Source organism: Cronobacter sp. 153480017-3, assembly GCF_053627815.1.
This window is the reverse complement of the sequence record NZ_JBSEYN010000005.1, coordinates 307,300-328,149: the sequence shown is the minus strand read 5'-3', so window position 1 is coordinate 328,149 and position 20,850 is coordinate 307,300. Positions and strand designations below refer to the sequence as shown.

The window sequence follows — 20,850 nt, the reverse complement described above, 5'->3', positions numbered from 1 at the left end:
GTTGTGGTTCACAAGCGAGTGTAGGAAGGGAGAAAGACGCGTCACCTCACGTTAACTCATTGCAAAAATCACATTTCATCAGCGACGAGCGACCATAAAAAAGGGCCGCTATCGCGACCCTCATTGAGATTTTTATCTGCCGTTTATCAGGCGTAACCGTAGCTCATCAGACGCTGATAACGGCGGTTGAGCAGATCGTCTTTGCTCAGCACGTCGAGATCGGCGAGATCGGCAAGCAGCTGGGTTTTCAGCGACTGCGCCATGGCTTCCGGATTGCGGTGCGCGCCGCCCAGCGGTTCCGGGATAACGCTGTCGATAAGCTTCAGCTCTTTCAGGCGCGGCGCGATGATGCCCATCGCTTCTGCCGCAAGCGGCGCTTTATCGGCGCTTTTCCAGAGAATGGAAGCACAGCCTTCCGGCGAGATAACGGAATAGGTGCTGTATTGCAGCATATTCACTTTGTCGCCAACACCGATGGCCAGCGCGCCGCCGGAGCCGCCTTCACCGATAACGGTGCAGATAACCGGCACCTTCAGGCGAGACATTTCACGCAGGTTGCGGGCGATAGCCTCTGACTGACCGCGCTCTTCCGCGCCCACGCCCGGATACGCGCCAGGGGTGTCGATGAAAGTAATGATGGGCATGTTGAAACGCTCAGCCATTTCCATCAGGCGCAGCGCCTTACGGTAACCTTCCGGGGCGGGCATACCAAAGTTACGACGGATTTTCTCTTTGGTTTCACGGCCTTTCTGGTGGCCGATGATCATCACCGGACGCCCATCCAGACGCGCGATGCCGCCGACGATTGCTTTGTCGTCAGCGTAAGCGCGATCGCCTGCCAGTTCGTCAAATTCGTCAAACGCCAGGCGGACATAATCCAGGGTGTACGGACGCTGTGGATGACGCGCCAGTTGGGCAATCTGCCATGCGCCGAGATCGGCAAAGATTTTGCGCGTCAGTTCTACGCTTTTTTCACGCAGACGATGCACTTCTTCGTCGATGTTAATATCCAGTTTCTCATCCTGACGGCTAACCGCAGTCAGGGAATCGATTTTCGCTTCCAGCTCTGCAATCGGCTGTTCAAAATCAAGGAAATTCAGACTCATAGTATTCCTGTATTAGTCAAACTCCAGTTCCACCTGCTCCGAACCTGGCAGGCCACGCGGATTGAATCCAGCGATTCAGGGGCCTGGCACCTGATGCAACGCATCAGTCAAACTCCAGTTCCACCTGCTCTGAACCAATCAGGCCACGCAGATCGTTGAGTAAACGATCGTTCGGAGAGACACGCCACGTCGCGCCAAAGCGCAGCCGGGCGCGTGCATCCGCCCTCTGATAGTAGAGATGCACTGGAATGGTTCCCGAACGGTGGGGTTCCAGAGACTGACGGAGTCGGTTTAAAAGCTGGTCATCAATTTGCCTGTCCGTCAGCGAGATAGCAAGCCCACGCGCATACTTTTCGCGGGCTTCGTCAATGTCCATGACTTCGCGGGCGGTCATTTTAAGGCCACCGCTGAAGTCATCAAAGCTGACCTGTCCGCTGACGATAAGGATTCGGTCTTTTTCCAGCAGATGCTGGTATTTTTCCAGAGCGTCGGTGAACAACATCACTTCAAGACGCCCGGAACGGTCATCCAGCGTACAGATGCCGATACGATTGCCGCGCTTGGTGACCATAACCCGCGCGGCAATTATCAAACCCGCCGCCGTGGTCACTTTGCCACGTTCGGTAGGATGCATATCCTTTAAGCGCATGCCGCCGACATAACGCTCGATCTCTTTCAGGTACTGGTTGATGGGGTGACCGGTGAGATACAGCCCCAGCGTTTCGCGCTCGCCATCCAGCACCACCTGCTCCGGCCACGGCTGACAGCTGGCGTAGGATTGCTCGATTTGCTCCGGCTCTTCCGCCAGCACGCCGAACATATCCGCCTGGCCGATGGCCTCGGCTTTCGCATGTTGATCCGCCGCTTTCAGCGCGTCGCCGAGCGAATTCATCAGCGCGGCGCGGTGCGGCCCGAGGCGGTCAAACGCCCCGGACATGATCAGTTTTTCCAGCACGCGGCGGTTAAGCTTTTTGGTGTCGGTACGGGCGCAGAGATCGAACAGCTCGCGGAAGTAGCCGTCTTTATTACGCGCCTCGATGATGGCCTCGATAGGGCCTTCGCCAACGCCTTTGATCGCGCCAATACCGTAGACAATCTCCCCGTCGTCGTTGACGTGGAAATGGTACAGCCCGGAGTTGATATCCGGCGGCAGGATCTTAAGCCCCATGCGCCAGCACTCATCCACCAGCCCCACCACTTTATCGGTGTTGTCCATATCGGCGGTCATAACCGCTGCCATAAACTCCGCCGGATAGTGGGCTTTGAGCCACAGCGTCTGGTATGACACCAAAGCATAGGCGGCAGAGTGCGATTTGTTAAATCCGTACCCGGCGAATTTTTCCACCAGGTCGAAGATTTTCATCGCCAGTTCGCCGTCGATGCCGTTGTTTTTCGCGCCGTCTTCAAAGATGGAGCGCTGCTTGGCCATCTCTTCGGGTTTCTTTTTACCCATCGCACGACGGAGCATATCCGCGCCGCCAAGGGTATAACCCGAGAGCACCTGGGCTATTTGCATCACCTGTTCCTGATACAGAATGATGCCGTAGGTCGGCTCCAGCACCGGCTTCAGGCTCTCGTGCTGCCACTGAATATCCGGGTAAGAGATAGCTTCGCGTCCGTGTTTACGGTCGATAAAGTTATCCACCATGCCCGACTGCAGCGGCCCCGGACGGAACAGCGCCACCAGGGCTATCATATCTTCGAAGCAGTCTGGCTGCAGACGCTTGATGAGATCTTTCATGCCGCGCGATTCAAGCTGGAAGACCGCAGTGGTTTCCGAGCGCTGAAGCATGTCGAAGCTTTTCTTGTCATCCAGCGGAATGGCCGCGATGTCGATAGGCTCAAGCCCCTGCTTCGCGCGGCGGGCGTTAATCATCTCCAGCGCCCAGTTGATAATGGTGAGCGTGCGCAGGCCTAAGAAGTCGAACTTCACCAGGCCCGCGTATTCCACGTCGTTTTTATCAAACTGGGTGACCGGATGGTGGCCCATCTCATCACAATAGAGCGGCGCGAAATCGGTAATTTTCGTCGGCGCGATCACCACGCCACCGGCGTGTTTACCGGCGTTACGCGTTACGCCTTCGAGCTTGCGCGCCATGTCGATGAGGGCTTTGACCTCTTCATCGGCATCGTAAATTTCCTGCAGCTGCGGTTCGGCTTCAAACGCTTTGGCAAGCGTCATGCCCGGATCGGGTGGCACCAGTTTAGAGATGCGATCGACAAATCCGTAAGGATGCCCGAGCACGCGGCCTACGTCGCGGATCACCGCTTTCGCCGCCATGGTGCCGAAGGTAATAATCTGGGAAACCGCGTCGCGACCGTACATGTCGGCCACGTGCTCAATCACCTGGTCGCGTTTTTCCATGCAGAAGTCGACGTCGAAGTCGGGCATGGAGACACGTTCCGGGTTAAGGAAACGTTCGAACAGCAGGTCGAATTCCAGCGGATCGAGATCGGTGATTTTCAGCGCATACGCCACCAGCGACCCCGCGCCCGAACCACGGCCTGGCCCTACCGGAATACCGTTATCCTTCGACCACTGGATAAACTCCATAACGATCAGGAAGTAACCAGGAAAGCCCATCTGGTTAATCACCTGGAGTTCAATATCCAGGCGCTCATCATATTCCGGGCGTTTCTGCGCGCGGACTTCCGGATCGGGAAACAGGAACTCAAGACGCTCTTCCAGACCCTCTTTCGATTTCATGACCAGGAAATCTTCGGTGGTCATATCGCCAGTCGGGAATTTCGGCAGGAAATATTCGCCAAGACGAACCGTCACGTTACAGCGACGGGCGATCTCCACGCTGTTTTCCAGCGCCTCCGGGAGATCGGAGAACAGCTCGCACATCTCCTCTTCGGTACGCAGGTATTGCTGCGGCGAATAGTGGCGCGGCCTTTTCGGATCATCGAGCGTGAAGCCATCGTGGATGGCGACGCGGATTTCATGCGCGTCAAAATCGCCAGGCTCGATAAAGCGCACGTCGTTGGTGGCGACGACCGGTATACCTTTTTCTTCCGCCAGCGCGACGGCAGCATGCAAATACCGCTCTTCATCCGGACGGCCGGTACGCACCAGCTCCAGATAGTAGCGGTCCGGGAAATGCTCCTGATAAAACGCCAGCGCCTGCTCGGCCATAACGTTATTACCACGAAGTAAACACTTACCAACATCACCCTGACGACCGCCGGAGAGCAGGATCAGCCCTTCGCCCAGCTCCGCCAGCCATTGCTGGTCTATCCACGGGCCAGCCGCGCCGTAACCGCGCTGGTAGGCGCGTGAGATAAGCAGCGTCAGGTTCTGATAGCCGGTATTGTTCGCCGCCAGCACGGTGATATGCGAGAAATCGTCGCCCAGCAGCTCGCACTGCATGTTAAAGTCGGCGCCGATAATCGGCTTGATGCCGACGCCATGCGCGCCGCCGTAGAATTTGACCAGCCCGCACAGGTTGGTGAAGTCAGTAATGGCAAAGGCAGGCATGCCAAGCGCGGCCGCCTTTTTTACCAGCGGCCCCGTTTTTGCCAGTCCATCAATCATGGAATAGTCACTGTGCACTCGCAGGTGCACAAAACGCGGTTCAGCCATTTCTGTTTCCGGTTAACTCTGTTTCGTCGTTAAGAGGCAATGCCCAGCGCGCGTCTGACCGGCGCAAAGCTACGCCGATGATGCGCCGTCGCGCCGTGCTCGGCAAGCCGCTCAAGGTGAAAGGCGGTCGGATAGCCCTTGTGCTGAGCAAATCCATATTGAGGAAAGGTGAGGTCCAGTTCAGCCATTTCCGCATCGCGCGTTACTTTAGCCAGTATCGACGCGGCGCTGATTTCCGCAACGCGGCTGTCGCCTTTGACGACGGCCATGCTCGGCATCGGCAGGGCCGGGCAGCGGTTACCGTCTACCAGCACATATTCCGGCGTAACGGCAAGCCCCGCCACGGCGCGCTGCATGGCGAGCATCGTGGCGTGAAGAATATTGAGCTCGTCAATCTCGTGCGGTTCCGCGCGCCCGAGACTCCAGGCGATCGCTTTCTCTTTGATTTCATCAAACAGCGCGAGGCGACGTTTTTCAGACAGCTTTTTGGAATCCGCCAGCCCGACGATGGGCTTGAGCGGATCGAGGATCACCGCTGCGGTGACTACGGCACCGACCAGCGGGCCGCGGCCCACTTCATCAACGCCCGCCACCAGGTGCGTGTGGGGATAGATAAATTCCATCATTGCGCCAGTTCCAGCACCGCGTCCGCCGCCTGTTCATCGGCATTGCAGCGGATCTGCTGATGCAGTTTACGGAAAGTGTCGTGCATCTCATGGCTCTGCTTGCCGTCAGCGAGCAGCGGCAACAGCGCGTCGGCGAGCTTCTGCGGCTCGCAGTCATCCTGGAGCAGCTCTTTCACCAGCTCGCGCCCCGCCAGCAGATTAGGCAACGACACAAATTCAGTTTTCACCAGCCGTTTCGCCATCCAGAAAGTGAACGGCTTCATGCGATAACCGACGACCATCGGACATTTCGCCAGCATACATTCGAGCGCGGCGGTGCCAGAGGCAAGCAGCGCCGCGTCGCTTGCGATCATCGCTTCGCGCGCGTGACCGTCAAGCAGATGCGCGGTCAGCTCTGGCGCGACTTCCGCTTTGATGCGCTCGAACTGCTCGCGCCGCTTCGCATTGACCAGCGGCACGACGATTTCGAGATCCGGGTAATGCTCGCGTAAACGCTGCGCGGTTTTCAGGAAGTCGGCACTCAGCATCTCGACTTCCGCGCTGCGACTGCCCGGCAACAGGGCCAGACAACGGGCGTCGTGGGCGATACCGAGCACATCACGCGCCGCGTTTTTGTCCGGGTCCAGCGGCATCGCGTCCGCCATGGTATGGCCGATAAAGCGACACGGCACGTTAAATTTGTCATAAAACGCTTTTTCGAAAGGCAGAAACGCGAGCACCAGATTGGTGGCTCTGCCTATTTTGAAAACGCGTTTCTGACGCCAGGCCCAGACTGAAGGGCTGACGTAGTGAATCGTGCGAATGCCCTGCTTTTTCAGGTTGCCTTCCAGCGTGATGTTGAAATCCGGCGCGTCGATACCGACAAACACATCCGGTTTCAGCGCGGTAAAGCGCTCGGTGAGATCGGCGCGGATATGCAGCAGGCGGCGCAGGCGGCCCAGCACTTCCACAATCCCCATCACGGCCAGCTCTTCCATCTCATACCAGGCTTCGCAGCCTTCGGCCTGCATACGCGGGCCCGCGACGCCGACAAAACGCGCGTTCGGCACGCGTGCTTTGAGCGCACGGATGAGACCGGCACCAAGAATATCGCCGGAGGTTTCTCCGGCGACCAGGGCAATCGTCAGCGGACGGGTCATTAACGAATCAGACCACGCGTGGAACGGGCGAAGAAATCGTAGAACGGCTGCACTTCAGGATGCTTTGCAGCAATCTCTGCGATTTCCGGCTTCACTTCGTCCAGCGTCTTACCGCTGCGATAAAGCAGCTTGTAAGCGTTACGAATAGCGTGCAGCGCTTCTTTGCTGAAGCCGCGACGCTTAAGCCCTTCAATGTTCACACCAAACGGGGTCGCGTGGTTGCCCTGCGCGATAACGTATGGCGGCACGTCCTGCGCGACGCCGGAGCAGCCGCCGACCATCACGTGCGCCCCGATGATGCAGAACTGATGCACGGCCGTCATGCCGCCGATGATTGCGAAATCATCCACGGAAACATGCCCGGCAAGCGTAGCGTTATTGGCAAGAATGCAGCGATTGCCTACTGTGCAGTCATGCGCGACGTGCGCATTAATCATCAGCAGGTTATCGCTGCCCACCTTCGTCAGACCACCACCCTGTGCCGTGCCGCGATGAATGGTGACGCTTTCGCGGATGCGGTTGCGATCGCCAATTTCAACGCGGGTCGGTTCGCCAGCATATTTCAGATCCTGGTTTACCTCGCCGATAGAGGCGAACTGATAGATCTCGTTATCGCGGCCGATCGTAGTATGACCATTCACGACAACGTGCGATTTCAGTACGGTACCTTCACCGATTTTGACATCAGGGCCGACAATACAAAACGGACCAATGTGGGCGTTAGCGCCGATGACGGCACCCTCTTCCACAATGGCGGTGGGATGAATAAAGGCGGTCTTATCAATCACGTATCAGGCCTCCCGGCTCCGTGCACACATCATGGTGGCTTCACACACCACTTTACCGTCAACCAGCGCGACGCCTTTGAAGCGGGTCACTCCACGGCGCGTTTTTTCAAAGGTAACTTCCATCACCATCTGGTCGCCTGGCACGACAGGGCGCTTAAAGCGCGCTTCATCGATGCCTGCAAAATAGTAAAGTTCACCCGGTTCCAGTTTGCCAACGCTTTTGAATGCCAGAATACCGGTGGCCTGCGCCATGGCTTCTAAAATCAACACGCCCGGAAAAATGGGTTTACCAGGAAAGTGACCCTGGAAAAAAGGCTCGTTTACAGAGACATTTTTTACTGCGCGTAGAAAACGACCTTCCTCAAAATCCAGCACGCGATCCACCAGCAGGAATGGATAACGGTGCGGCAGAAGCTCTAAAATCTCTTCAATGTGCAGAGTATGAGTTTCAGTAGTCAAAATACTCTTCCTGTCTAAAAATATACTGAATGGGCAATAATAACACGGCCTGCGGCGATTCTGGATCGCTTGCAGGCCGCGGTTCTGTTGGCGGGCAGGCTTTATATACCGGCGAGTTAGTCTTGCTGAGTGACTTTACGCTCAACTGCTTTTAAGCGTTTGTTCATTTCATCAATATTCATCACCAGCGCCGCCGTTTTGCGCCACACTTTGTTCGGTTGCAGCGGTATGCCTGAAGAGTAGACCCCAGGTTCAGTAATAGGACGCATAACCATCCCCATCCCTGTTACCGTTACTTTGTCGCAGATTTCCATATGGCCGTTAATCACGCTGGCGCCGCCAATCATGCAATAGCGGCCGATTTTCAGGCTACCAGCCATGATGACACCGCCTGCGACCGCCGTATTGTCGCCAATCACGACGTTATGTGCAATCTGGCACTGATTATCAATGATCACGCCATTGCCGATAATGGTGTCATCAAGCGCGCCACGGTCAATCGTGGTACAGGCACCAATCTCAACGCGGTCACCGATAATGACACGGCCAAGCTGCGGAATTTTAACCCAATTGCCGCGATCGTTGGCGTAGCCAAAGCCGTCCGCGCCGATAACGGTGCTGGACTGAATCAGGCAATTTTCGCCAATCTGAATATCGTGATAAATACTGACGTTCGCCCACAGGCGAGTACCGGCACCGAGCTTGCTGTTCTTACCAATAAAACAGCCTGGGCCGATAACGATGTTGTCGCCAAGCTCTACGCCGGATTCAATCACAGCGTTAGCGCCAACGGAGACGTTATTGCCAAGCCGTGCGGAGGCGTCAATCACCGCGCTCGGCGCGATGCTGGACGCAGGCTGCGGCGTGGTATCAAGAATCTGAGCCATGCGCGCGTAAGTCAGGTAGGGATTTTTCACTACCAGCGCGGCGCTGTTGGCAAAAGGAAGATCGGCCTCGGTCATGACGACCGCAGAGGCCTGGCAGTGCGCCAGTTGTTCACGGTAACGCGGGTTTACCATGAACGTGATTTGCCCTTCCTGCGCAGATTGCATGGAAGCGACGCCGGTGATGGCGATATCGCCATCACCGTGTAACTCCGCATCCAACTGCCGGGCTAAATCAGCCAGTCGAATTGAAGGCATTACTTATTTAACCTGTTTCAGCACATCGGCGGTGATGTCTTTTACATCGTTGCTGGTGTAAGCCACCGTATTGGCGTCTACCACCAGATCGATATCCTGGTCAGCAGCCACTTTTTTCACAGCGCTCTGAATACGAGTCACCAGCTTGCCACGTTCTTCGTTAGAACGACGTGCACGATCCTGTTCGAACTGCTGCGCTTTGCTGGAGAACTCCTGGCGACCCGCCATGACGTCTTTCTCCAGTTTGCTGCGCTCGCTCGCCTTCATGGTAGAGCCGTCACGCTGCAGACGCTGCATTTTAGCCTGCAGGTCGGTTTCCATGCGCTGCAGTTCGCCGGCACGGCCTTTGAACTCATTTTCCAGCGTTTTAGAAACGCCAGTGCTCTGTGCAACCTGCTGGAACAGATTACCCATGTTAACTACAGCGATCTTGTCAGCAGCCTGAGCTGATGCTGCCATTGCCAGGCCAAGACCTGCAGCGAATAACCACTTTTTCACAATAAACTCCTTACCATCCCATATGTGCCCGAGAGCACTATTCTTTGCGTGGCCCGGATGCGTGCTATGCGCACGCACCGAAAGTCATCGCGACTGCTAAACGCATTCCCTTGTAATGAACATTACCAGGTCTTGCCAATATTGAACTGGAACTGTTCTGCTTTGTCTCCCTCGTATTTCTTGAACGGCTGGGCATAAGAGAACACCAGCGGCCCAAGTGGAGACATCCATTGTAACGCAATACCCGCGGACATACGGATGTTGCTTGGATCGCTATAATCCGGCACGCCTGCCGCACGCATTGCTGCGGTGTTTTTCCAGTTGGTATCCCAGACGGAACCCGCGTCGGCAAACAGCGAGGTACGAACGGAGTTCGCGTACTTCTCGCTCAGGAACGGCGTCGGGGTAATGAACTCAAGGCTTGCGACGCCCATCGCGTTACCGCCGACGGCATCATCGGAAGAACAATAGCCACCCACCGCTTTGTCACAGTTATCCAGACCCGGACCGCTGTAATACACCGCTTTAGGACCGATGTTATTGGACTGGAAACCACGCACGGTGCTTGAACCACCTGCATAGAAGTTTTCATAGAACGGCATCTCTTTGCCGCCCAGGCCATCGCCGTAACCCCAGCGCGTACGACCCAGAACCACCCACTTATGGTCGTCATCGATAGGCACATAGGTTGCTGTATCGAGCGTGACTTTATAGAACTCGTTATCCGAGCCCGGAATCGTCACTTTACCGTTCAGGTTCACACGAGAGCCGGACGTCGGAAAGAAGCCGCGGTCAAGGTGGTTGTAAGTCCAGCCGTAGTTCAGCGTGAAGTCGTCCGCCGAGAAACCGTTGTCATCGGAGGTCGTTTTCGCGCTCTGGCCTAAGGAATCCAGGTAACGCCACATCGCCACCTGCGGTTCCATATTCGACAGGTCGTTGTGTACGTAACCTAAGCCGAGGCGCAGCGTGTTGTATTCGTTAACCGGGAAGCCCAGCGTGCCATCCACACCATAGCTTTTGTTGGTGTAGGAGGAGAGATCGGCATCGTCCGCTTTAAAGTCGTTGTAGAAGATGCGCCCGCCGAGGCTCACGCCATCAACCGTAAAGTACGGGTTGGTGACGGAGAATTCAGAATACGTCTGGTAGTCGTTTTTGGTGCCGTTGATGCCAACGGAATAACCGGTACCGAGCCAGTTATCCTGCTGCACGCCAACCTGGAAGCTGACGCCGCTTTCGGTGCCGTAGCCCACGCCGAAGTTAAAGCTGCCGGTATTGCGTTCTTTAACTTTGTAGACCACATCAACCTGATCCGGGCTGCCGGAAACACGCTGGGTATCCACATCCACGGTCTCGAAATAGCCGAGACGGTTCAGACGCTCTTTACCCTGATCGACCAGATCGCTGCCAAGCCACGCGCCTTCCATCTGACGCATTTCACGGCGCAGTACGGCATCTTTGGAGGTGTCGTTACCTTCAAAGCGAATTTTACGTACATAGAAACGGTTGCCGGAATCGACATTCACATGCAGCTTAACGGTCTTATCGGCGTCGTTGATTTCCGGCTGCGTCTGTACGCGCGGATAAGCATAACCGTAACGGCCAAGCAGTTTTTTGATGTCGTCTTCCATACGGGTCACTTTCGTGCCGTTGTAAAGCTCGCCCGGCTGCATTTTGGTCAGCGACTCAATTTCAGCGGAGTGGCCGGCCAGGTTGCCGCTCACTTCAACGCCAGCAATCTTGTACTGATCGCCTTCGGTCACGTTGATGGTGACATAAATGCCTTTTTTATCCGGCGTCAGGCTGACCTGCGTGGAGTCGATATTGAAGCGCGCGTAACCGCGATCGAGGTAGTAGCTACGCAGCGTTTCGAGATCGCCCTGAAGTTTTTGCTTCTGGTATTTGCGATCGCCCACCACGTTCCACCACGGCACTTCGTCACGCAGCTGGAAGTTGGAAATCAACTCTTCGGTGCTGAACGCACGGTTGCCGACAATGTTGATCTGCTGGATTTTGGCGGAGACGCCTTCCTGGAAGACAAGCTTCAGGTCAACGCGGTTACGCGGCAGCGGCGTGACCACGGCTTTTACGCTGGCGCTGTATTTACCAACGCTGTAGTAAAAGTCTTCCAGACCTTTTTCGATATCGGAAAGCGTGGTGCGGTCAAGGGATTCACCGACGCGCACGCCGGAGGCCTCGAGGTTCTGCTTGAGCATGTCATCTTTCACCGACTTGTTGCCGGAGAAAGTAATGCTGGCTATTGTCGGGCGCTCTTTCACCTGAACGAGCAGCGTATCGCCGTCGCGCAGCACCCGAACATCCTCGAAGTTGCCGGAGGCAAACAACGCACGGATAGTATTACTGATATCCTCGTCATTTACCGTGTCGCCAACGCGAACCGGCATGCTGAGGAGGGCCGCACCAACGGCGACTCGCTGCAGGCCTTCGAAATGAATGTCCTTCACTACGAACCCGTCTGCACCGTATACGGTGGCGCTGCTAAACAGCAGCGACGCTATGAGCAACTTTTTCATCGCCATCGTTGTTATGCGTTCTTCCTAACCTGCTCTCTATAGCCGAGAGAAATCATTGAAAAGTGCAAGCCCCATTAACAGCACCAGCAACATTGAGCCAATGCGATAACTAAAGTCTTGAACTCGCTCGGAAACCGGCCCGCCTTTAAGCTTCTCAATCGCCAGAAACAGCAGATGTCCCCCGTCGAGTACGGGTAGCGGGAACAGATTGATAATCCCTAAGTTCACGCTGATCAGCGCCAGAAACATCAGGTAGTAAATCAACCCGAACTCCGCTGACATCCCTGCTCCCTGGGCTATCGAGATTGGCCCACTGAGGTTGTTCAGTTTAACGTCGCCGGTCAGTAATTTTCCCAGCATGTTGACCGTCAGCTTCATCAGCTGCCACGTTTTCTCCGTGGCTTCTGCTATCGCGTTAAACGGCCCATACTGGCGCACTGTTTTGTACTCATCAGGCAGCGGCGCAATTTTCGGCACTACGCCTGCAAACCCTTCCGCCTTTTCATTACCGGGTTTTGTATCCGGTATCAGCGTCAAAGACAAGGGGCTGCCCTGTCTTTCTATTTCGATTGCGAGCGGGCGCGCCGGATTATCGCGCACCATCGTCACAAAGGTCGACCACTCACTGAGCGGCTGACCATCGACTTTAACGATCCTGTCCCCGGCTTGCAAACCCGCTTTACTGGCGGCCGACTTCGGCTGAATCTGCGCAAGCACCGGTTCAATCTTCGGACCAAACGGCCTGATACCAAGCGACGCGACCGGATCTTCTTTATCCGGTTCGAACTGCCACTGACGCAGATCGAGCACTTTATCCGTGGTCGCCGTGTCGCCTGGCGAGGCAATACTGAGCGTCACGTTCTTGTCGCCGATACGGCCAACCAGCTCAAGACGCACTGCATCCCAGTCTGGCGTTTCGATGCCATCTACAGCTTTTAGTTCCGTGCCAGGTTCGATTTGTGCCTTCGCCGCGATGGAATTGGGCGTTATTTCACCAATTACCGGTTTAAGGCCCGGCACACCCATCATGAAAACGAGCCAGTAGGCGAAAATAGCGAAGAGAAAATTGGCGATGGGTCCGGCGGCGATAATTGCTGCACGCTGCGACACGGTTTTATTGTTGAAGGCTTCGTGGCGTCGTTCCGGCGCAACCGGCTCCACGCGCTCGTCAAGCATTTTGACATAGCCGCCGAGCGGGATCAGGGCAATGACATATTCGGTGCCGTGGCGGTCAGTGCGCCGCCACAACGCCTTACCAAAGCCGACGGAGAAGCGCTCTACACGCACGCCGACTTTACGGGCAACCCAGAAATGGCCGAACTCATGCACCGTGATAAGAACGCCCAGTGCGATAATAAAAGCCGCCAGATTCCAGAGTATGCTCAACATAATTTATTCCGTTAAATCGTCCTGAAGACCAACAGCAGCAGACAGGCGAAAACCGGCACCGCTGCCGTCAGGCTGTCGATGCGATCGAGAATGCCGCCGTGGCCTGGGATCAGATGTCCGCTGTCTTTAATGCCCGCCTCGCGCTTAAACATGCTCTCGGTCAGGTCACCCAGTACAGAGGCCAGCGCAGCGACAATAGAACAGGTCAACAGCGTAACCGGCGCAACGTTCAGATCCGCCCACGCGCCGTAAATCCAGGAGATGATCGCAGCTGTTACGAGGCCACCGATAAAGCCCTGCCAGGTTTTCCCCGGAGAGACTTTCGGCGCAAGTTTATGCTTGCCGAACATTTTACCGAACATATACGCGCCGGAATCCGCTCCCCAGACGAGGAACATGACATACAGCAGCCAGAGCGCGCCGCTGTAGTGATTCGCGTCGTAATGCCAGGCGCGCAGCGCCACCATGCCCCAGAAAAAAGGGACAATCGTCAGTAAGCCAAACACCAGACGCAGCGCTTTTGAATGCCGCCAGAATGCCGCGGATTTCGGGTAGAACAACACCAGCAACAGCGCGACCACCCACCAGCCCAGCGACGCCCAGAGCGCGCCTTCGACCAGCGGAACGCTAATTGGCGCCTGGTAAATCGGCAGAAAAAAGAGCATCAGCGCCAGAAGCAGCCCGCAAAGCAGCGCCAGCCATACCCGCTGAGATCGGGAAGTAAAACCGCTCAGTTGCCCCCATTCCCAGGCGGCCAGCACGCAGACGACCAGCGTCGCCATCGCGAACCCCATCGGCGGCAACAAAAACAGCGCGGCGATAACAACCGGTATTAAAACAAACGCAGAAATCAGGCGATACTTCAGCAAAAGCTACCCCCATCAGGCATCGATGCCGCCAGGTGCCGTGCCGCCGAACCGTCTTTCCCGGTTGGCAAAGGCATTTAGCGCACCTTCAAAGTCTTGTTCATCAAAATCAGGCCAGAGAACATCGGTAAAATAGAGCTCTGCATAGGCAATTTGCCACAGCAGGAAATTACTGATTCGATGCTCTCCCCCTGTCCTAATCACTAAATCTACGGGAGCCAGCTCATGCATGCAGATTTGCTTACTGAGCATCTCTTCATCAATCTGGTCAGGACGTAATAATCCTTCCTGGACCTGCGCCGCTAACTGCTGCACTCCCTGAATAATATCCCAACGTCCGCCATAATTCGCGGCGATATTCAGCGTCAGGCCAGTATTCTGGCTGGTTAACGCTTCGGCTTTGTGGATACGATCCTGCAAACGAGTATTGAAACGGCTAATATCGCCGATAACCCGCAGACGCACATTATGGCGATGCAGGCTTTTAACTTCGCTGTCGAGCGCCCAGACAAATAACTCCATCAGCGCGCTGACTTCCTGGGCAGGACGGTTCCAGTTTTCGCTGCTGAATGCGTAAAGCGTCAGTGCCTCAATACCATTGTTTGCAGCGAAAGAAACCGCGCGGCGAACCGACTTCGCCCCCGCTTTATGACCAAAGGCTCTGATTTTCCCTTGTCTTTTCGCCCAGCGGCCGTTGCCATCCATAATAATGGCAACATGGCGCGCGCCATGTGCGGGCAAGTTTTCGCTTAATGGAAGGTTTACAGACAACATAACGCGTATTTATTCCCTGATAAGGATTAAGCGGTACTCAGGAATACTGAAGCCTTTGCATAAAAAAGCCGTGACAACCACGGCTCGCCCGACAGGCCAGGCTCACCCACCCGTATTCAGGTGGCGCAGACTATATCACCGAAGCAGAGCGCTCACAAATAACCTCGCCTTCACCGTATGATTAATCATCAGCTTGCGAGACGCGTCACCCGCTTCTGCGCAACAACACGCGCTTCGGCGTCGACGGTGAGCACTTCATCCACACTTTGCGGTTCGCGAAGATCCATTTCATCCAGCACCGCCTGATTAAGCGCTGCGATATCCGTAAAACGAATCTCTCCGGCAAGAAAAGCGGCGACCGTAATTTCATTCGCCGCGTTAAGCGCTGTCGTCGCCGCCTGCCCTTTTTCGAAGGCATCAATGGCAAGCTTCAGACAGGGATAACGCTGATAATCCGGCTCACCGAAGCTCAACGTCGCTATCTTGCAAAAATCCAGGTGCTGTACGCCGGAAGGAACGCGCGCCGGCCAGGCCATCGTATGCGCGATGGGGGTGCGCATATCGGGTTCGCCCAGTTGTGCCAGCACGCTGCCGTCAGCATAACGTACCATGGAATGAATCACCGACTGTGGATGAATCAATACTTCCATCTGGTCTGCCCGGGCATTAAAAAGCCAGCGAGCTTCAATGTATTCGAGACCTTTATTCATCATGGTAGCCGAATCGACGGATATTTTACGCCCCATCGACCAGTTAGGATGACGGCACGCCTGGTCCGGCGTCATTGCGGCCAGTTCAGGCAAAGGCGTCTGTCGAAACGGTCCACCAGATCCGGTGAGGATAATCGAAGAAACTCCGCTTTCCTCAAGTTTAGCGTACCCCAGGTTGTGTTGAATTGTTGCCGGTAAACTCTGAAAAATCGCGTTGTGCTCGCTGTCCACCGGCAGCAGTTGCGCCCCGCTCTGCGCGACCGCGTCCATAAAAAGTCGCCCGCAGGTCACCAGCGATTCTTTATTCGCCAGTAACACTTGCTTACCGGCGGCGATAGCCGCAAGCGTCGGCAGAAGCCCGGCGGCACCGACAATGGCCGCCATCACCTGGGTCACATCGTCGAGCGCCGCCATCTCGCAGGCGGCGTCGCGCCCTGCTAATACTTCAGTGCGGCTGCCGTGCTGGCGCAGCGTTTCACGCAACTCACGGGCGCTCGCCTCGTCATCCATTACCGCGAAACGGGGGCGAAACTCCAGGCATTGCTCAACCATTCTGGCGACATTCTTTCCCGCCACCAGGGCGGTCACCGAAAATTCTTCCGGATTATGGCGGATAACATCAAGGGTGCTGCAACCGATAGAGCCGGTTGAGCCGAGAATGGTTAAATGCTTCATGAGGCGCTCAACGTGAAATAAGAATAAACGCATCGCGCAGGCGCGCGATCCAATGCAAAACGCCGCCAGCGAAAACCGCGATGCGGCTCTCCTGTACGGCGTTTACAGTATCATCAGAAAGGGCTTAGAACTGCATCAGCTCGGCTTCTTTATCAGCCAGCGCCGCGTCCACTTTCTTGATGGCGGCGTCAGTCAGTTTCTGAACGTCGTCCTGAGAGCGGCGATCTTCATCTTCACCGATCTCTTTATCTTTCAGCAGCGCTTTGACTTTATCGTTCGCGTCGCGACGGACGTTACGGATAGCGACGCGCGCCTGCTCGGCTTCGCCACGCACCACTTTGATGAGGTCTTTACGACGCTCTTCGGTCAGCGGCGGCAGCGGAACGCGGATATCGCTGCCCGCGGAGCTTGGGTTCAGACCGAGGTCAGATGCCATAATCGCTTTCTCAACGGCCGGGCCCATGGAGCGATCGAACACGTTGATTTTCAGCGTACGGGAGTCTTCTACGGTGACGTTAGCCAGCTGACGCAGCGGCGTCGGCGTGCCGTAGTATTCCACCACGATCCCGTCCAGCAGGCTCGGGGAAGCGCGGCCGGTACGCACTTTGCTGATTTGGGTTTTGAATGCTTCAACGCACTTGTCCATGCGTACTTCAGCATCTTTTCTGATATCGCTAATCACGTTACGAATCCTTGAAAACTGGTTATCAGGCAGACCACACCCGCGCCACGATGCCTTGCGGCTGCGTGCTAAGTATAGCCTTCTTTATCTTGCGGCACCCGACGGGTCGCCTGGTCACGGAAACTGATTTTAAAGCGGAATCTTACCCTGATTCCCTTCAAACGAAAATTATTCCGTAATCAAAGTGCCTTCTTTTTCGCCCATTACCACGCGGCGCAGCGCGCCCGGCTTATTCATGTTGAAAACACGAATCGGCAATTTGTGGTCGCGTGCGAGCGTAAAGGCCGCCAGATCCATGACTTTCAGCTCTTTTTCGAGCACTTCCTGATAGGAAAGCTGATCGTAGAGCGTCGCGGTCGGATCTTTCATCGGGTCTGCGGAGTAGACGCCGTCTACTTTCGTCGCCTTCAGCACCACTTCCGCTTCGATTTCGATGCCGCGCAGGCAGGCGGCGGAATCGGTGGTGAAGAACGGGTTGCCGGTACCGGCGGAGAAAATAACCACGCGGTTGTTACGCAGCAGGCTGATAGCTTCAGCCCAGCTATAGTTGTCGCACACGCCGTTTAACGGGAAGGCAGACATCAGGCGAGCGTTAACATAGGCGCGATGCAGCGCGTCGCGCATCGCAAGGCCGTTCATTACGGTCGCGAGCATACCCATGTGGTCGCCCACGACACGGTTCATACCGGCTTTGGCAAGGCCAGCGCCGCGGAATAAGTTGCCGCCGCCGATCACCACCCCGACCTGGATGCCCAGCTCCACCAGCTCTTTAATTTCCTGCGCCATGCGATCCAGAATGCTCGCATCAATACCGAAGCCTTCTGCTCCTTGCAGCGCTTCGCCACTCAGCTTGAGCAGAATGCGTTTATAGACGGGTTTTGCATTGGTAGCCATGTTTCTTTCCTGGAACTGTCAACGAATGGGATGGTTAATTCAGGCGACATGATGCGTCGCATTCCGGCTCCGGCTATATAAGAGCAGGCCGAAATTTATGAATGACGGATAAAAAGGAGCCGCCCTCAGGCGGCTCTTTTACACCATTAAGACTGGCGGGACATGGCAGCAACTTCTGCTGCGAAGTCAGTCTCAACTTTCTGGATGCCTTCACCCACTTCAAAGCGGATGAAGTTAGTTACATCAGCGTTGTGCTCTTTCAGCAGCTGAGCAACGGTTTTGCTCGGGTCCATAACGAACGGCTGACCGGTCAGAGAAACTTCGCCGGTGAATTTCTTCATGCGGCCTTCAACCATTTTCTCTGCGATTTCTTTCGGCTTGCCAGACTGCATGGCGATGTCCAGCTGTACCTGGTACTCTTTTTCTACCACGTCAGCAGACACGTCTTCCGGCTTAACGAATTCCGGCTTGCTTGCAGCAACGTGCATCGCCAGCTGTTTAACCAGCTCTTCGTCAGCGTTTTTAGCCGCAACCAGAACGCCGATACGCGCGCCGTGCAGGTAGCTTGCCAGAACGTCGCCTTCCAGGGATGCGATACGACGGATGTTGATGTTCTCGCCGATTTTAGCAACCAGTGCAACGCGCTCTTCTTCGAACTGCGCTTTCAGCGCTTCAACGTCGGTGATTTTGCCCGCAAAAGCCGCGTCCAGCACTTTGTCAGCGAACGCCTGGAAACCGCCGTCTTTAGCAACGAAGTCGGTCTGGCAGTTAACTTCCAGGATCACGCCGTAGTTGCCTTCGATCTTGGTTTTGATCACGCCGTCAGCAGCTACGTTGCCTGCTTTTTTCGCCGCTTTGATCGCGCCAGATTTACGCATGTTTTCGATAGCCAGCTCGATGTCGCCATTAGCTTCAACCAGAGCTTTTTTACATTCCATCATGCCTGCGCCAGTACGTTCGCGCAGCTCTTTTACCAGGGAAGCGGTAATTTCAGCCATTCTATAATCCTCGGTTATCTCGTGCGGGGAGATAAGTCCAGGCCTGTCGGATACTACCGACACACCCGACTCAAACAAAAAAGGGAGCCTGAGACAGGCCCCCTAACCAAACTTGTTACTACCTGGTTAATAAGGGCTCTAAACGAGCATGCCTTATTATTCAGCTTCTACGAAGCTTTCTTCCGCCTGAGCAGCCAGATCCTGAGAACGGCCTTCACGAACGGTTGCAGCAACAGCATTCAGGTACAGGCTGACGGCACGGATGGCGTCATCGTTACCCGGGATAACGAAGTCAACACCGTCCGGATCGGAGTTGGTATCAACGATAGCAAATACCGGGATACCCAGGTTGTTTGCTTCTTTGATAGCGATGTGCTCGTGGTCAGCGTCGATAACGAACAGTGCGTCCGGCAGGCCGCCCATGTCTTTGATACCGCCGAGGCTGTTTTCCAGCTTTTCCAGCTCACGGGTGCGCATCAGCGCTTCTTTTTTGGTCAGCTTATCGAAGGTGCCGTCCTGAGACTGAGTTTCCAGATCTTTCAGGCGCTTGATGGACTGACGAACGGTTTTCCAGTTAGTCAGCATACCGCCCAGCCAGCGATGGTTCACGAAGAACTGGTCGCAGCTGTTAGCAGCTTCTTTCACCGCTTCGCTTGCAGCGCGTTTGGTACCGACGAACAGAATCTTACCTTTACGGGAAGAAATTTTGCTCAGCTCAGCCAGGGCTTCGTTGAACATCGGTACGGTTTTCTCAAGGTTGATGATGTGAACTTTGTTACGCGCACCGAAGATGAACGGCTTCATTTTCGGGTTCCAGTAACGGGTCTGGTGACCGAAGTGAACACCAGCCTTGAGCATGTCGCGCATGGAAACAGTTGCCATGATTTAAAACCTCTGTTTAAAAGTTGGGGTTATGCCTCCACGTATCCCATATTACCGACCCCGAAGGGCACCCCGGAATATGTGCCGATACGTGTGTGTTATTACACAAAGTGAGAGTAGTCGCCTCTGTGCCAGGATTCTGGTACAGAAGTCCGGCGCGCTTTATATCACAAATTCGGCCAGGACTCCAATAGTTGTTCACAGGACGTGCCCTTAATGATTCTCAATTTGGCACCTTCCTGATGCCCTGATACCATTGTTTTACATTTATCAGTATTGCCGACTTTTCCGGCACCAGCGGACCAGATTATGGCTATTTCAATCAAAACCCCTGAAGAAATCGAAAAAATGCGCGTCGCGGGCAGGCTTGCCGCTGAAGTGCTTGAAATGATCGAAGAACATGTGAAGCCGGGCGTCAGCACGGGCGAGCTGGATCGTATCTGCCACGATTACATTACCAATCACCAGCATGCGATCTCCGCGTGCCTGAACTACCACGGTTTCCCGAAATCCGTGTGCATCTCCATTAACGAAGTGGTGTGCCACGGGATCCCTGATGACGGCAAGCTGCTGAAAGATGGCGACATCGTTAACATCGACGTGACCGTCATTAAAGATGACTACCACGGCGACACGTCCAAAATGTTTATCGTCGGCAAACCGACCATTCTGGGCGAGCGCCTGTGCCGCATTACGCAGGAAAGCCTCTATCTGGCGCTGCGTATGGTGAAACCCGGCATTCGCCTGCGCACGCTCGGTGCCGCCATTCAGAAATTCGTCGAAGCGGAAGGCTTTTCTGTGGTGCGCGAGTATTGCGGACACGGCATTGGCCGCGGCTTCCATGAAGAGCCGCAGGTGCTGCATTACGATGCCGACGACGGCGGCGTGGTGCTGCAACCGGGCATGACCTTTACGGTCGAGCCGATGGTGAACGCCGGCGACTACCGCATCCGCACCATGAAGGATGGCTGGACGGTGAAAACCAAGGATCGCAGCTTGTCTGCACAGTACGAGCATACTATTGTGGTGACGGATAACGGCTGCGAAATTCTGACGTTGCGTAAAGACGACACCATACCCAACATCATTTCGCATAACGACTAAT

The 20,850-nt window shown here is 55.3% G+C and carries 18 protein-coding genes; 1 reads left to right on the top strand and 17 read right to left on the bottom strand.

All coding sequences use genetic code 11. The features are described from left to right. Positions 1–146: 146 nt before the first annotated feature. From accA to rpsB, 17 genes are all read right to left on the bottom strand, one after another. Positions 147–1,106, bottom strand: coding sequence for an acetyl-CoA carboxylase carboxyl transferase subunit alpha (gene accA / locus ACUW6V_RS13885; protein WP_004386121.1), 960 nt, complete (start codon positions 1,104–1,106; stop codon positions 147–149). A 103-nt stretch (positions 1,107–1,209) separates the two neighbouring features. Beyond that, the gene (gene dnaE / locus ACUW6V_RS13880) at positions 1,210–4,692 is read right to left on the bottom strand and encodes a DNA polymerase III subunit alpha (protein WP_004386122.1); all 3,483 of its coding nucleotides are present in this window, start codon (positions 4,690–4,692) and stop codon (positions 1,210–1,212) included. 29 nt (positions 4,693–4,721) lie between these two features. After that, the gene (rnhB, locus tag ACUW6V_RS13875) at positions 4,722–5,318 is read right to left on the bottom strand and encodes a ribonuclease HII (RefSeq protein WP_007896690.1); all 597 of its coding nucleotides are present in this window, start codon (positions 5,316–5,318) and stop codon (positions 4,722–4,724) included. Beyond that, positions 5,315–6,457 (bottom strand): lipid-A-disaccharide synthase, encoded by a 1,143-nt coding sequence (gene lpxB, locus ACUW6V_RS13870; protein ID WP_454038496.1) that lies wholly within the window; start codon positions 6,455–6,457, stop codon positions 5,315–5,317. The genes rnhB and lpxB overlap by 4 nt, the downstream gene beginning before the upstream one ends. Further along, positions 6,457–7,245, bottom strand: coding sequence for an acyl-ACP--UDP-N-acetylglucosamine O-acyltransferase (gene lpxA / locus ACUW6V_RS13865; RefSeq protein WP_007790874.1), 789 nt, complete (start codon positions 7,243–7,245; stop codon positions 6,457–6,459). Before lpxA ends, lpxB begins: the two co-directional genes overlap by 1 nt. Before the next feature lie 3 nt (positions 7,246–7,248). Continuing rightward, complete coding sequence (gene fabZ, locus ACUW6V_RS13860) at positions 7,249–7,704, bottom strand: 3-hydroxyacyl-ACP dehydratase FabZ (RefSeq protein WP_004386127.1); 456 nt, start codon at positions 7,702–7,704, stop codon at positions 7,249–7,251. Positions 7,705–7,820: 116 nt separating this feature from the next. Then, a complete protein-coding gene (gene lpxD / locus ACUW6V_RS13855) occupies positions 7,821–8,846 on the bottom strand; it encodes a UDP-3-O-(3-hydroxymyristoyl)glucosamine N-acyltransferase (RefSeq protein ID WP_454038495.1) in 1,026 nt (341 codons plus the stop codon). 3 nt (positions 8,847–8,849) lie between these two features. Continuing rightward, positions 8,850–9,344 (bottom strand): molecular chaperone Skp, encoded by a 495-nt coding sequence (skp, locus tag ACUW6V_RS13850; RefSeq protein ID WP_004386129.1) that lies wholly within the window; start codon positions 9,342–9,344, stop codon positions 8,850–8,852. A 122-nt stretch (positions 9,345–9,466) separates the two neighbouring features. Beyond that, a complete protein-coding gene (gene bamA / locus ACUW6V_RS13845; protein WP_004386130.1) occupies positions 9,467–11,881 on the bottom strand; it encodes an outer membrane protein assembly factor BamA in 2,415 nt (804 codons plus the stop codon). Between the two features lie 30 nt (positions 11,882–11,911). Next, positions 11,912–13,264: a sigma E protease regulator RseP gene (gene rseP, locus ACUW6V_RS13840; RefSeq protein ID WP_454038494.1), complete on the bottom strand. Its 1,353-nt coding sequence runs from the start codon at positions 13,262–13,264 to the stop codon at positions 11,912–11,914. 11 nt (positions 13,265–13,275) lie between these two features. After that, positions 13,276–14,133 (bottom strand): phosphatidate cytidylyltransferase, encoded by an 858-nt coding sequence (cdsA, locus tag ACUW6V_RS13835; protein ID WP_032988823.1) that lies wholly within the window; start codon positions 14,131–14,133, stop codon positions 13,276–13,278. Between the two features lie 12 nt (positions 14,134–14,145). Continuing rightward, the gene (gene ispU, locus ACUW6V_RS13830) at positions 14,146–14,904 is read right to left on the bottom strand and encodes a (2E,6E)-farnesyl-diphosphate-specific ditrans,polycis-undecaprenyl-diphosphate synthase (RefSeq protein WP_004386134.1); all 759 of its coding nucleotides are present in this window, start codon (positions 14,902–14,904) and stop codon (positions 14,146–14,148) included. A gap of 188 nt (positions 14,905–15,092) precedes the next feature. Beyond that, on the bottom strand, positions 15,093–16,289 hold the full coding sequence (gene ispC, locus ACUW6V_RS13825; RefSeq protein WP_032989011.1) for a 1-deoxy-D-xylulose-5-phosphate reductoisomerase: 1,197 nt from the start codon (positions 16,287–16,289) through the stop codon (positions 15,093–15,095). A gap of 124 nt (positions 16,290–16,413) precedes the next feature. After that, positions 16,414–16,971 (bottom strand): ribosome recycling factor, encoded by a 558-nt coding sequence (frr, locus tag ACUW6V_RS13820; protein WP_004386136.1) that lies wholly within the window; start codon positions 16,969–16,971, stop codon positions 16,414–16,416. A gap of 168 nt (positions 16,972–17,139) precedes the next feature. Then, positions 17,140–17,865, bottom strand: coding sequence for a UMP kinase (gene pyrH / locus ACUW6V_RS13815; RefSeq protein WP_004386137.1), 726 nt, complete (start codon positions 17,863–17,865; stop codon positions 17,140–17,142). Positions 17,866–18,011: 146 nt separating this feature from the next. Then, positions 18,012–18,863, bottom strand: coding sequence for a translation elongation factor Ts (gene tsf, locus ACUW6V_RS13810; RefSeq protein ID WP_004386138.1), 852 nt, complete (start codon positions 18,861–18,863; stop codon positions 18,012–18,014). Between the two features lie 156 nt (positions 18,864–19,019). After that, positions 19,020–19,745 carry a 30S ribosomal protein S2 gene (gene rpsB, locus ACUW6V_RS13805; RefSeq protein WP_004386139.1) on the bottom strand — a complete coding sequence of 242 codons (726 nt, stop codon included), beginning with the start codon at positions 19,743–19,745 and terminating at the stop codon, positions 19,020–19,022. A gap of 309 nt (positions 19,746–20,054) precedes the next feature. Between rpsB and map the strand changes: the two genes are divergently transcribed. Continuing rightward, on the top strand, positions 20,055–20,849 hold the full coding sequence (gene map, locus ACUW6V_RS13800) for a type I methionyl aminopeptidase (protein ID WP_007864522.1): 795 nt from the start codon (positions 20,055–20,057) through the stop codon (positions 20,847–20,849). Position 20,850: the final 1 nt, after the last annotated feature.

What these genes read in the sequence shown, in the direction of transcription:
- accA (WP_004386121.1), bottom strand. Translation starts at nt 1,106, where the DNA reads ATGAGTCTGAATTTCCTTGATTTTGAACAGCCGATTGCAGAGCTGGAA.
- dnaE (WP_004386122.1), bottom strand. Translation starts at nt 4,692, where the DNA reads ATGGCTGAACCGCGTTTTGTGCACCTGCGAGTGCACAGTGACTATTCC.
- rnhB (WP_007896690.1), bottom strand. Translation starts at nt 5,318, where the DNA reads ATGATGGAATTTATCTATCCCCACACGCACCTGGTGGCGGGCGTTGAT.
- lpxB (WP_454038496.1), bottom strand. Translation starts at nt 6,457, where the DNA reads ATGACCCGTCCGCTGACGATTGCCCTGGTCGCCGGAGAAACCTCCGGC.
- lpxD (WP_454038495.1), bottom strand. Translation starts at nt 8,846, where the DNA reads ATGCCTTCAATTCGACTGGCTGATTTAGCCCGGCAGTTGGATGCGGAG.
- bamA (WP_004386130.1), bottom strand. Translation starts at nt 11,881, where the DNA reads ATGGCGATGAAAAAGTTGCTCATAGCGTCGCTGCTGTTTAGCAGCGCC.
- rseP (WP_454038494.1), bottom strand. Translation starts at nt 13,264, where the DNA reads ATGTTGAGCATACTCTGGAATCTGGCGGCTTTTATTATCGCACTGGGC.
- ispU (WP_004386134.1), bottom strand. Translation starts at nt 14,904, where the DNA reads ATGTTGTCTGTAAACCTTCCATTAAGCGAAAACTTGCCCGCACATGGC.
- ispC (WP_032989011.1), bottom strand. Translation starts at nt 16,289, where the DNA reads ATGAAGCATTTAACCATTCTCGGCTCAACCGGCTCTATCGGTTGCAGC.
- pyrH (WP_004386137.1), bottom strand. Translation starts at nt 17,865, where the DNA reads ATGGCTACCAATGCAAAACCCGTCTATAAACGCATTCTGCTCAAGCTG.
- tsf (WP_004386138.1), bottom strand. Translation starts at nt 18,863, where the DNA reads ATGGCTGAAATTACCGCTTCCCTGGTAAAAGAGCTGCGCGAACGTACT.
- rpsB (WP_004386139.1), bottom strand. Translation starts at nt 19,745, where the DNA reads ATGGCAACTGTTTCCATGCGCGACATGCTCAAGGCTGGTGTTCACTTC.
- map (WP_007864522.1), top strand. Translation starts at nt 20,055, where the DNA reads ATGGCTATTTCAATCAAAACCCCTGAAGAAATCGAAAAAATGCGCGTC.